Origin of the sequence: Cytobacillus depressus, assembly GCF_008923245.1 — a bacterium.
Classification (GTDB): domain Bacteria; phylum Bacillota; class Bacilli; order Bacillales; family Cytobacillaceae; genus Cytobacillus; species Cytobacillus depressus.
The window spans coordinates 566679-579924 of the sequence record NZ_WBOS01000002.1 but is presented as its reverse complement, the minus strand read 5'-3'; the positions used below and the strand labels follow the sequence as shown (position 1 = coordinate 579924).

At 38.0% G+C, this 13246-nt stretch carries 12 protein-coding genes; all 12 read right to left on the bottom strand.

The window, feature by feature from the left end; all coding sequences use genetic code 11:
- Positions 1-59 precede the first annotated feature (59 nt).
- Positions 60-785, bottom strand: a complete 726-nt coding sequence (locus F7731_RS08145; RefSeq protein WP_151534265.1) for a GntR family transcriptional regulator — start codon at positions 783-785, stop codon at positions 60-62.
- A gap of 252 nt (positions 786-1037) precedes the next feature.
- A complete protein-coding gene (locus F7731_RS08140; RefSeq protein ID WP_151534264.1) occupies positions 1038-3371 on the bottom strand; it encodes a DNA translocase FtsK in 2334 nt (777 codons plus the stop codon).
- 152 nt (positions 3372-3523) lie between these two features.
- Positions 3524-3736: a YlzJ-like family protein gene (locus F7731_RS08135; protein WP_151534263.1), complete on the bottom strand. Its 213-nt coding sequence runs from the start codon at positions 3734-3736 to the stop codon at positions 3524-3526.
- Positions 3733-4482, bottom strand: a complete 750-nt coding sequence (locus F7731_RS08130) for a ClpP family protease (protein ID WP_151534262.1) — start codon at positions 4480-4482, stop codon at positions 3733-3735. The genes F7731_RS08135 and F7731_RS08130 overlap by 4 nt, the downstream gene beginning before the upstream one ends.
- Before the next feature lie 151 nt (positions 4483-4633).
- Complete coding sequence (locus tag F7731_RS08125) at positions 4634-6301, bottom strand: ribonuclease J (protein ID WP_151534261.1); 1668 nt, start codon at positions 6299-6301, stop codon at positions 4634-4636.
- A 124-nt stretch (positions 6302-6425) separates the two neighbouring features.
- On the bottom strand, positions 6426-7292 hold the full coding sequence (gene dapA, locus F7731_RS08120) for a 4-hydroxy-tetrahydrodipicolinate synthase (RefSeq protein WP_151534260.1): 867 nt from the start codon (positions 7290-7292) through the stop codon (positions 6426-6428).
- A gap of 2 nt (positions 7293-7294) precedes the next feature.
- A complete protein-coding gene (gene dapG / locus F7731_RS08115; RefSeq protein WP_151534259.1) occupies positions 7295-8557 on the bottom strand; it encodes an aspartate kinase in 1263 nt (420 codons plus the stop codon).
- Positions 8558-8788: 231 nt separating this feature from the next.
- Positions 8789-9838: an aspartate-semialdehyde dehydrogenase gene (asd, locus tag F7731_RS08110; RefSeq protein WP_151534258.1), complete on the bottom strand. Its 1050-nt coding sequence runs from the start codon at positions 9836-9838 to the stop codon at positions 8789-8791.
- Between the two features lie 159 nt (positions 9839-9997).
- Positions 9998-10597, bottom strand: a complete 600-nt coding sequence (gene dpaB, locus F7731_RS08105) for a dipicolinate synthase subunit B (RefSeq protein ID WP_151534257.1) — start codon at positions 10595-10597, stop codon at positions 9998-10000.
- A 1-nt stretch (position 10598) separates the two neighbouring features.
- A complete protein-coding gene (dpaA, locus tag F7731_RS08100; protein WP_151534256.1) occupies positions 10599-11498 on the bottom strand; it encodes a dipicolinic acid synthetase subunit A in 900 nt (299 codons plus the stop codon).
- A 142-nt stretch (positions 11499-11640) separates the two neighbouring features.
- Positions 11641-11892, bottom strand: coding sequence for a YlmC/YmxH family sporulation protein (locus F7731_RS08095; RefSeq protein WP_151534255.1), 252 nt, complete (start codon positions 11890-11892; stop codon positions 11641-11643).
- A 106-nt stretch (positions 11893-11998) separates the two neighbouring features.
- The gene (locus F7731_RS08090; protein ID WP_151534254.1) at positions 11999-13234 is read right to left on the bottom strand and encodes a M16 family metallopeptidase; all 1236 of its coding nucleotides are present in this window, start codon (positions 13232-13234) and stop codon (positions 11999-12001) included.
- Positions 13235-13246: the final 12 nt, after the last annotated feature.

The following is a 13246-nucleotide window of genomic DNA, read 5'->3' as shown; positions in this document are numbered from 1 at the left end:
ATTAATATGATAGTAGAAAATCCTTAGAGACACTATAACTTTATTTTTCCAAATCCAAACTATAACCTTTTTCTTAGGACATGGAAACTAAATTTATCAGCTCTAAAGTAATTGACTGAGTAAAGGATTGGTTCATCCGCCTCATCAAAATGCATTTGCTTTAGAACAAGCAATGCCGTTTCAGGATCACATTCTAAGATTGGAGAAACTTTTTCGTGATAGCCTAGGGGAACAATTTCAGTGATTGCATACGTAATTCTACGATTTGCCCTAGCTTCTAGATTGTTTAATAAAGATTCCTGTTCATGAAAAATCGTATCAGCAGTTATTTTCACAGGTATTTTATCAATACAATACACAACAGGCTCACCATTAGCTGTTCTTACCCGTTCGATCACGGCAATCTCCTCGTCAGCAGAACATGAAAAACGTCGAATATCCTCTTCAGTCGGCCCAATTGCTACTGAGCTTAAGAAAATTGTTCCCGGCGTCATTCCTGCATGCAAAATCATATCAGTGACACTATTCAACTGTTCAATACCTGATGTAAACAATGGCTTTGCATTCACAAATGTGCCTACACCATGCCTTCGGATGATAACGTTTTCTTCTTCGAGAATACGTAGCGCCTCTCGAAGAGTAGCACGGCTTACGCCAAGTTGCTTTGCAAGATCAAATTCAGAAGGCAGCTTTTCTTTTTCTTTATATACCCCTTCTTCGATGTCCTGCTTTAAGCGATCAATCACTTGTAAATATAAATGCCGGTTATCTGACTTAATTGACATGCAGGTTCCTCCACCCAATTTTCTAAGGAGACATCAGACATCTGATGTTCAATCTTTCCTACTAATCGAAAATACTATATCACTTTTTAGGTAATAAAGAAATAGAAATTATTAAAAAAAAAGCAAAAAACGCGTCAGTAGTAGGTAGAACCTCATCAAATTATAATTATATTAGTATAACACATTTTACGCAAAACTTATTTTCTACGCAAAAAGACTCGTTTTAGCAAAACGAGTCTTTCAGAAAAAGGTCTATGAGCTAGCTTCCTCAGATGGTTTACCTAATAAAACCACCCTTGGCTTACTTCCTTCATATGGGCCAACGATCCCTCTAGCTTCCATTTCATCTATCAATCGAGCTGCCCTCGTATATCCAATTCTAAATCTCCGCTGAAGCATAGAAACTGAAGCTGTTTGCATTTCTAAAATCAATTCAACTGCATCATCATAGAGGTCATCGGCCACTTCTCCGGTAGTTTCTGGGAGATCATCTGGAATCATTTCTTCTTGATACTGTGCTTTTTGCTGTTCAATCACAAAATTGACAATATCTTCTACCTCTTCATCTGATAAAAATGCACCTTGGATCCGGACAGGCTTTGAGGCCCCTACTGGAAGAAAGAGCATATCTCCCCTACCCAATAACTTATCGGCTCCTCCCATATCTAAAATCGTTCTTGAGTCGGTAGCAGATGACACGGCAAAGGCAATTCTAGAAGGTATATTCGCCTTGATGACACCCGTGATAACATCAACAGACGGGCGCTGTGTAGCGATAATTAAATGGATTCCAGCTGCACGGGCCATTTGTGCGAGTCGGGTAATAGCATCCTCAACATCGGAAGAAGCAACCATCATTAAATCTGCCAGCTCGTCCACAATGACGACGATATAAGGTAGCAGAGGCTGCTGACCATCTTCTTCTGCATTATGTTTTTTCACATAATCATTATATCCTTCTATATTCCTTGTACCTGTATGTGAAAATAGCTCATAACGTCTTTCCATTTCATTGACTACTTTTTTAAGAGCCTGTGATGCCTTCTTCGCATCTGTTACGACGGGAGCTAGTAAGTGAGGAACTCCATTATAAACATTCAATTCAACCATTTTCGGGTCTATCATCATTAATTTTACTTCATGAGGCTTCGCCCGCATTAATATACTTGTAATTATCCCATTGATACACACACTTTTTCCGCTTCCGGTTGCACCAGCAACTAAAAGGTGAGGCATTTTATTCAATTCAGCAAGAACCGATTCTCCAGTAATATCACGACCAAGACCGATTAATAGCTTTGCGTCTTGATTTTCATATTGTTTTGCTTCGATTACTTCTCTTAGAGAGACCATTGCAACTTCTGAATTAGGGACTTCAATGCCGATTGCTGACTTCCCAGGAATCGGGGCTTCAATCCGAATATCTTTGGCCGCAAGTGCTAAAGCTAAGTCATCATGCAAACTGACAATTTTACTTACTTTTACCCCTACATCCGGATGAACCTCATATTTTGTTACCGCTGGACCTAAATGAACTTGAGTGACTCTCGCTTTTACACCAAAGCTTTGAAAGGTCCTTTCCAATTTTGCAGCATTTGCGTGGATTAACTCATATTCCCCGCTTTGATCGGTTTGCCGTGGAAGCTTTAAAAGACTCATTGGAGGAAGTTCGTAATCCATGTTTTCAACTTCGGCAAATGATATAGGCGGTTCCAAATCACTGTCTTGTTTTTTTGTAGAACTTTTTATGCTGTCCTCTTCTACATTTTTAGTTTGCTCGTAATTGGCTCGCTCAACAAAGCTTGAAATAATCGGTTCTGGCAGTGGCGGCTCCCCCGGTTGCTCACTTGCACTATTAATTTTAATAGTCGGCTCCACTGCTTGTTCATTAGCTTGATTTATTTCCTCTCTTCTTTCTTCCCTTTTTGCTTTTTTCTCTCTTTTAGACTCTTTCCATTCTGTCATATCATTTTGAAAACCGTTCCATTGCTTTTTCGAAAAGTTCCCAATACCAACTAACAGTTTACCGACTGCCTCACCAAAGGTTTTCCCGGTTAATAAGATAAAACCAATAATGATGAGTACAAAGGCGATTATTTTCGTACCCGCTTCATCAAATAAATAATAAAATAGGGCAAATAAAACGGCTCCAATCATACCACCGCCTAAATCTGTTGTACTCGTTTCCCCATTCACTTCCATCCAAAATAACTCCCATGTGTTAGCAATAACACTCGGGTCTTGAAACTTCCCGCCATTTGATAATAGCTGAAAAAGTGTCATATGGCTTAATAGGACAAGCGAACTTACGATTAAATAAATGCCAATTAATTTTGGATTCAGGAAAAACGGTATACTCCTTTTCCACATTAAATAAACAGCAAAAATAATTAAGCCAATTAAGCTCAGCATATACCATTCTCCCATAAAAAAGCGGAAGAAAAATACGGTAGCTTTTCCAACGGCTCCAAGATTCGCCATTCCTATGGCGGCAAAAGCCAAAATGGCAAGTGCAATTAATTCAAACTGAATCGTTCTTTTCATATTTTCTTTTTTTCTCGTCTGTCGACGCTTTTTTTTGGCCATAACTATCACCTTATTTTTCTCTACATAATTATCACTTAAACAAATGTGTTGAGAATATAACATTCACAAAAATTTGTTCTTAAAGAAGAAAGCAGCCATATTTTGGCTGCCCTAAAGTTAATTCCATTATAGCACATTGCTTGAAAACACTGTTATGATAATGTAATTTTTGCACCAGGAAAACATGCTTCATTCATGAAATGTGCAGGGTCACTGCTCAAAATTCGAATCACTGTGCCTGATTGTCCTTGATCCATACTCACAAGCAAGGGAATTCCATCATAAGTTACTATTTTCTGTTTTTCGAAATCACTTGCATCTGTTTCGTATATGAGCTCCTGGGGCATCATCGTATAAAGGATCATTGAACCATTCCTTCATTCTTGTTTTTATTTACTTCAATTAGTTCATTTAGCTTCTTCATAGCTGGGCCAATTCCTCCGACACTATCAATCAGACCGCTCTCCACTGCATCTTTTCCTACTACATTTGTGCCGATATCTCTCGTTAAATTCCCTTTTGCAAACATTAGCTCTTTAAAGTATTCTTCCGAAATATTTGAATTCTTTGTGACAAAATTAATAACCCTTTCTTGCATTTTGTCTAAATATTCAAAGGTTTGCGGCACACCTATAACAAGTCCGGTCAACCTGATTGGATGAATCGTCATTGTAGCCGTTTCGGCAATAAACGAATAATTACACGACACAGCGATTGGAACTCCAATAGAATGTCCACCGCCAAGAACGATTGAAACAGTCGGCTTTGATAAAGATGCAAGCATTTCAGAAATCGCAAGACCCGCTTCAACGTCACCACCCACAGTATTTAAAATGACTAATAATCCTTCGATTTTAGAATTTTGCTCTATTGCGACAATTTGCGGAATTAAGTGTTCGTACTTTGTTGTTTTATTTTGCGGAGGAAGCTGCAGATGCCCCTCGATTTGTCCAACGATTGTTAAACAGTGAATTTTCGAATCTTGGGAAAGCTGCGGGACATTTGTTTGTCCGAGCTGCTGGATTTTTTCTATAATACCTGATGGCTGATCTTCTTTTGGCGGAGCTTGCTCTTCATTTTCATAGCTATTTTTCCTCAAATCATTGTTCATTAAATAATCCCCCTTCATGCCCATTTTCATGTGCGGTAAAACCATATGAGAATAGTATGGTCTTTGGGAGTAATTTCATTCAAGGTTCATGATTAGCAAAAGAAGAAGAAAGGATAAAAAATAGCATAGCTAAAAAGCTATGCCATTTTAATTATACTTCCATAATGATAGGAAGGATCATTGGTCTGCGCTTTGTCTTTTCAAATAAGTATTGATTCAATTCATCGCGCATATCTTGTTTTATTCCTAACCAATCGAAGGTTTCTTTTGAAATACTTTTTTCTACGATGTCACGGACTATTTTTGTTGCTTCCACGAGCAGCTCTTCTGATTCTCTTACATAAACAAAGCCTCTCGATATTATTTCAGGTCCAGCGGAAATTTTCTTTTCCTTCTTGTTTAATGTAACAACGACGAGTAATATGCCATCTTGGGAGAGTAGCCTTCTGTCTCTTAATACGATGTTTCCAACATCACCTATGCCACTTCCATCAATGAGAATATTGCCTGAAGGAATTCGGCCAGCTGGGCGAATTCGACTATCTTTTATTTCGATAACTTCCCCTTTTTCCGGAATGTAAATATGTTCATCGCTCATCCCACATTCTTTTGCCACTTTTGCGTGTGCTTTCAACATGCGAAACTCACCGTGAACAGGGATAAAGAATTTTGGATTAATAAGATTAATCATAAATTTCAATTCTTCTTGACTTCCGTGACTTGAAGTATTAAAAGCCCCTTTTCCTGAAATAACCGTTGCCCCTGCTCGGTAAAGCATGTCTATCGTTTTAAAGATGATGACTTCGCTCCCTCTTAAAGGAGTAGCGGCAAGCAGTACTGTATCCCCTTTTTGGATATTTATCTGTTTATGTGTTTGTTTGGCCATTTTTTGTAAAACTTCGACTGGTTCCCCTTGCGATCCAGTTGTTAATATCACAATTTCATCATTTGAATATTGACTTATTTCAGCAAGAGGGATAAGTAAATCTTCAGGTACAGCCAAATATCCAAGCTGAAGAGCGATTTCAAATGCAGATTGTGAAGCCCTTCCCACAACTGCCACCTTTCTTCCGCTCTCAAATGCAGCATCAAAAATATGTTGGATTCTAATTAAATCCGTGGCAAAGGATGCGGCAATAATTCTGCCTGGAGCATTATAAAAAGCATTTGTCACTTGGCTAACAACTTTTGCTTCTGATTGGGTGTATCCAGGTTTATCTGCCTCGGTACTATCAGAAAGTAAACAGAGAACTCCCTCTTCACCAATCCTTGCCATTTTCCCTATTTCTGGTTTGTAAAAGGAGGATGCGGCCTGATCAAATTTAAAATCCCCTGTATAAACAATGCTCCCTTCTGAAGTATGGATACAAATTCCAATACTATCCGGAATGCTATGGGTTGTATGAAAAAAAGATACGTCCGCAGAATCAAAATTTACTATTTCACTGGATTGGATTTCAACAAAATTTGTCGGCCCTTTATAATCCTGTTCCTTCATTTTTGCTTTGGCGAGCGCCAAAGTTAATTTCGTACCATATACGGGAACATTCATTTCTCTTAAAATGTAAGAGATAGCACCGATATGATCCTCGTGACCGTGTGATAAAAAGATTCCTTTGACCCTTTCTTTATTTTGAATTAAGTATGTAAAATCAGGGATCACTATATCAATTCCGAACATTTCATTTTCCGGTATCATTAGTCCTGAGTCTAGTACAAATATATCTCCATCTACTTCTACGAGGTACATATTTTTGCCGAACTCGCCAACCCCTCCCAGTGCAATTATCTTGATGCTCTCATTCTTTCTTATGTTCAATTTAAAAATCCTCCCACTTTTAGTTAACCCGACCTAAGATCAGTTACCAATATTATACTTGAAGAAAGAAAACACTGACAAGAAGAAAAGCCAATCAGGCTTATCTGATTGGCTTGATATTACTTTATTTAAATAAGCCGGAAAGTTTACTTCTTTCCTGTTCTGTTAAAGGAACTAACGGTAATCTGACGGAACCAATGTCTAGGCCGATTAACTGCAAGGCAGTTTTTACCGGTACAGGGCTTGGTGCGGCGAATAGCCCTTCCATAATTGGAAGGAGTGTTTGATGAAGCTTTGCAGCCTTTTCAATTTCGCCATGCATGAAGGCTTGAATCATTTCCTGCATCTCATTCCCGATTACATGAGCGGCAACAGATACTATTCCGTTCCCTCCAATTGCCATTACTGGGATAGTTAAGCTATCATCCCCACTGTATAACTGGAAAGATTCATCCGTCCCTGCAATAATTTTCGCCATTGCATTTAAGTCACCGCTTGCTTCCTTTACTGCAAAAATATTTGGAATTTCAGAAAGGCGAATAATCGTGTCTGGGGCAATATTTACAGCTGTTCTGCCTGGAACATTATAAACCATGACGGGAAGGTCAGTACTTTCGGCAATTGCTTTAAAATGTTGATAGAGTCCTTCCTGATTCGGTTTATTATAATAAGGGGCGACAACCATAATCCCATCGACACCCGCTTGCTCAGCCTTTTTCGTTAATTCAATTGATTCATAGGTGTTATTGCTGCCAGTGCCCGCAATGACTGGGATCCTTTTGTCTGCTATTTTTACGGCATGTTTAAATAGAGCAATCTTTTCTTCTTTTGATAATGTAGGTGACTCACCAGTTGTTCCTGCTATAACTAAAGAATCCGTACCATTACTGATTAAATGATTAATAAGATGAGTAGTTTTTGAAAAGTCAATATGCCCCTTTTTATCAAATGGAGTCACCATCGCTGTTGAAACCCGGCCTAATTGAATCATCATTACACTCCCTTTATTTTCCACATATCCTTATTCTTCGTTAAAGCATAATCCTTTTCTAACTGAAAGGCATCATGCAAAGCATTTACCGCTTTAGTTAAATCTTGTTGTTTGACTAGTACCCAAATAGTGGTGTGGCTATCCGCCGATTGCAAAATTCTAATCTCCTGCTCAGATAATGCAGTAACAATTTTTGATGCTACCCCAGGCACACCTTGCATACCTGCCCCCACAACGGAAACCTTTGCACAATCCTTTTCTACTTTCGGAGAATGGCCTAAATCTTCTAAAATTTGTATCGCCTTTTTTGTCATCTCTTCCGATACTGTATAGTTTACACCATTCGGATAAATGTTAATAAAATCTACACTAATCCCCTCATTAGCCATTGCTTTAAAAACTTCAGCCTGCAAATCATATTGATCCTTTTTAGCCTGAACTTTTATTTGGGTAATTTTAGAGAGATGTGCAATGCCTGTAACAATTCGTTCCCTAAAATCTATTCCTAGCCGTTCCTTGTTTATCGCTGTCACAAGGGTACCTAGACCGTCAGTATAAGTTGAACGTATTCGGATAGGAATCTTTGCCTGCATGGCAATTTCAACTGCTCGAGGATGGATGACCTTTGCTCCTTGATACGCCATATTGCACACTTCTGTATAAGTAACAATCGGCAGGGGACGGGCATTTTCTGCAATAGAGGGGTCTGCTGTCATAATTCCTTCAACATCGGTAAAGATTTCGATCCATTCAGCATTTAAAGCCGCACCTAGGGCCGAAGCGGATGTGTCACTCCCCCCTCTTCCGATTGTTGTGATGTCGCCATTTTTGGCAACGCCTTGAAATCCCGCAACAACAACAACATCCTGAACCTCTAGCTCTTTAAGTAACCTTTCACATTTCATATCAATGATTTTTGCATTTGTATGCTCATTATTTGTGAGAAATCCTGCTTGAGCACCGGTTAAAGCGGTTGACTTTATCCCATTCTCTAACAGCATATTTGTAAAAACAATACTCGAGATGATTTCTCCGCATGAGAGTAATAAATCACTTTCCCTTTTATTAATCATCAAGTTTTCTGGTTCAACGAGAGAAAGGAGTGTGTCGGTCGCGTATGGATCGCCCTTTCGCCCCATTGCAGAAACAACTATAACTAACTTAAATCCTTCAGCCCGCGCTTTTTTAATATGCTTTAAGGCAAAAGCTCTCGATTCGGCATTTCGAACCGATGTACCCCCATATTTCTGAACAATTATTTTCATAGTTACACCTCGATAAAACTCTTCATTGTAATGAGCTCAAGCCAATTGCGGCAAAATGAAGAGGTATAACGTAAAGAGCTATTAAATGTCTAGCTCTAATGTTATACCGGAATTATGCTTTACAACTTCGTGTAACGATAAGGTTAAAATATTATAATGTTCAATGCGAAATATATTAGTATGGCTTGGCTATGCTCTTATTGTAAGAAAAGAAATAATATAAAGTCCTTTTTACTTTACTAAACCAAGATTAATTAAGCTTTCTGCAATTTGCACAGAATTCCATGCTGCTCCTTTAAGAAGGTTATCGGAAACGACCCACATATGAAAACCTTTCGGATTATCTAAATCTTTACGAATACGCCCAACGAATACATCGCTCTTACCTACACAATCAGCAGGCATTGGATAGATTTGATTCTCCGGATCATCTTGCAAAACAACTCCCGGAGCATTTTTTAGTAACTCTTTAATTTCCTCTGCGCTGACGAAATCTTCCCCTATTTCAAAGTAAACAGATTCGGAGTGGCCTGTTGCTACTGGTAAACGCACACATGTTGCTGCTACTTGAAGATCAGGATGATTCATAATCTTTTTTGTTTCATTAATCATTTTCATTTCTTCAAATGTAAAGCCGTTTTCAGTGAATTTATCAATTTGCGGAATGGCATTAAAGGCAATTTGATAATGTTTTTTGTCACTTTTTACTGGTAAAATTGCCGGTTCATATGGTTCATTATTCATTATTGCTTTCGTTTGTTCGTTGAGCTCTTCGACTGCAGCTGCACCTGAACCAGATACGGCCTGATATGTCGAAACAATTACTTTATTTAAACCATATTTTTGTCGGATTGGCTCAAGAGACACGACCATTTGAATGGTTGAGCAATTTGGATTTGCAATAATCCCTTGATGCTTATGCATATCTTCTTCATTTACTTCTGGAACGATGAGTGGTACATTTTCATCCATTCGAAATGCACTCGTATTATCAACTACTACCGCTCCATGCGAAACTGCGTGTGTTGCCATTTCCTTTGATACGCCGCCACCCGCACTGAATAAAGCGATATCTACCCCTGCAAAGCTATCAGGCGTTGCTTCTTGAACAACTAATTCTTCACCTTTAAAGTGAACCTTTTTCCCTGCTGAACGTGCTGATGAGAGTAAAGTCAACTTTTCAATTGGAAAGTTCTTTTCCCCAAGCGTTTCAATCATTTGTTGCCCTACTGCTCCTGTTGCGCCTAAAACTGCTACATGAAATCCTTTGTTCTGTTCCATTTGATATGTCCCCTCTCAAAAATAAAAATTTCTAGCAAAAGATGAATTAAGAAACAAAATGAATTTTCTTATAATACCATTCATTTTAACATATTCATTCTTTAAAGTGATAAACATTTGCTAGAAAAATAGGGGACCCCGGAACCTAGGGGCCTCACTTTAGTTTTCATCCTTGAATCTTTCAACAAGAACCGGTTGGAATTGTCTCCCATTTATTGCAGCCTCAATTGTATCTGTTAAGGTAGACATCCTAGCTACCATGGAATTTGGCTTTTTCACTGGGTCATCCTGACCAAATGGAATAAAGTAAATATTCTTCGTTGCCATTAGTCTCATTAAATTTACTCCGTTTAACCCTAGTGCATCATTAGTTGAAATACCAAGGACTACAGGCTTTTGATTTCTCAATGTAGCTTTAGCCGCCATTAAAACTGGAGAATCTGTCATGGCATTTGCAAATTTACTCATTGAATTACCTGTTAATGGCGCAATGACCATACAATCTAATGGGATTTTTGGTCCAAGCGGCTCTGCCTTCACAATGGAATCAATAACTTTATTTCCTGTTAAATCTTCAATTCTTTGAACCCAATCCTCACCTTTTCCAAATCTTGTTTCTGTGCTTTTTACTGTAAATGTAACGACGGGCAGCACTTCAGCTCCTTCATTTACAAGTCTCTCTATTTCCGGGAACACCGCATCGTACGTACAATGAGATCCTGTTAATCCAAAACCGATACGCTTTCCTTTTAAACTCATTTTATCTAAACCCCTTTCGGTTATTCATATCTTCTTTGATTAGCTCGGAAAGAACGCTAGCTAATATTTTCCCAGCTGTCTTAGGAGCGACAATTCCAGGGAGGCCAGGGGCAAGTAATGCCTTCACTCCTCTTTTCTCTGCGTACCTAAAGTCAGTTCCTCCAGGCTTAGAGGCTAAATCGATAATAAGTGTATGAACAGGCATTTTGGCAATGACAGAAGCTGTAACAATTAAATAGGGGATCGTATTAATACAAATATCTATATCTTTTACTTCATCTTCTAAATCTTTTAAGTGAAAAGGTTTTAAACCCATTTCTGTAACTCTTGCAATATGTTCACTCTTTCTTGCTCCAACTTTCACATTAGCGCCTAGTGCATCAAAAGTTCTTGCAACGCTCATTCCCGTCCTGCCAAGACCTAGCACCATAATATTTGATCCATGAATGGTAATATCCGTATGCTGAATGGCCATCATTATGGTTCCTTCCACAGTCGGAATGGAGTTATAAATAGCGACATCATCACGTTCAAATAAATTGACGAGGCGTCGATTGGTTTGTTTTGTAATACTATCTAAATATGCATTACTAATACCTGAAAAAATCGTACAATGCGATGGTGTTTCTAAAAGCATTTCTTTCCGCAAAAACACCTTTTCATTTGAAAATATCGTTTCAATCTGGCCGTCAAGTCCCGTTCCGGGTACAGGTAAAAGAATCACATCTTTATTTGCAAACTCGACTTCATCGATTTTTTCTTTAACGGCTCCAGAAAAAGCATGATCTAGTTGTTCAAATCCGATTAAGGAAAGTTTGGCATCTAGCTCTGTTAATCTTCGGATAATTTCTAGTTGCCTTGCATCACCGCCTATAACAGCGATTTGTATATCTGTTAGCATGAAACCCTCACCTTCTTCTAAAGAGTGTACAGGTATTGTTTTATTTCACTACTTCAACATCCTATGTATGTTAGTTTAAATAGGTGAGTTTTCCACCCAAGCAAAAAAAAATAGATTGGCTGCGCCAATCCATTTATATTTACTAATTTGTATTTTCCTCATCAGGCATATCGAGAATAATCATATCAGATCCAATTTTTTTAATATGACTCCAAGGAACTCTTATTTCATCTCCTTGCCTTTTCAACCCAAACCATTTTAATGATGGAATAACCAATGCTTGTATTTGTCCACTTTTCTCATTAATTTCTAAATCTGTTTGACCGAGAACACCTAATCTTTCAGCCTTTTTCACATCAACAATTTCTTTACCGCTCAGTTCACTCAGCCTCATTTCCTTTCCCCCTCTCATTATAATTTATCAATGAAAGGGGGAATTTAGACTACTGAAGGCCGGATAAAAAAAACAGCCTGCTATAAGCAGACTGTTATATCAAATACTAGATGTTTTTTGGGAGCTCCCCATCCGGACTAATTAATGAAATTGAGTAGTTGTCAGAAAAAATAGAATTAGCTATGTCATCAACAGCTTGTTTAGATACAGAATCAATTTGATCAAGAATTTCATCTAAAGAGCGGTGACGTTTCAATAAAAGTTCATTTTTGCCATTTCTGCTCATTCGGCTATTTGTGCTTTCCAGGCTAAGCATAAGACTTCCTTTTAGTTGCTCTTTACTATTCGTTAGTTCTTTTTCTGTAATTCCATCATGTTTTAGTTTATTTAATGTTTCTTGCATCGTATCAAACAAGAGATTTAACTGGTTTGCGCCTGTTCCGCCATAGAGTGTAACAATCCCTGAATCTTCGTATGCTGAATGATAGGAAAAGACAGAATAAGCTAATCCCTTTTGCTCTCTTACATCTTGGAAAAGACGGCTGCTCATGCTGCCTCCAAGGATATTGTTAAGAACAATTAAATTGTACATATCTGGATGGCCAACTTGAAGTCCTTCAAAACCAATACATAAATGAGCCTGCTCAGTATCCTTCTTACGAACATTTCGATTAGCATGGAATAAAGGCTTTTGTTCAGCACCTTCATGTTTTCCGCCTTCGTATGATCCGAAATATTTTTCTACCTCACTAATAAATGTATCTGATATATTCCCAGCAATTGAAATGACTACCTTTTCAGGAGTATACATATCGTGAACATATTCTCTTAATGTATCACCATTAAAAGTATCAAGTGTTTCTTCTGATCCTAAAATTGGATAGCCTAATGGATGATTTTCATATATCGCCTTACTAAGTAAATCATGAACGATATCATCAGGTGTGTCTTCATACATTTTTATTTCTTCATAAACAACATTTTTTTCTTTATTTAATTCTTCTTCGACAAATGTAGAATTAAAAAACATATCAGCTAGAACTTCAAGCGCAAAATCTGCATGAGTATCTAAAACTTTAGCATAATAGCATGTATATTCTTTTGATGTAAAGGCATTCACCTGCCCGCCAATACTATCGAATGATTCAGCAATTTCTCGGGCAGATCGTGTTTTCGTGCCTTTAAAAAACATATGCTCTAAAAAATGTGAAATCCCATTATTCTTTAAGTTCTCATTTCTTGAACCAGTTCCAATCCAAACCCCTAAGGCTACGGAACGAACGTGGGGAATATTTTCTAATACGACTCTTACACCATTTTGACATGTATACTTCTTAATCAAATGAATTCCTCC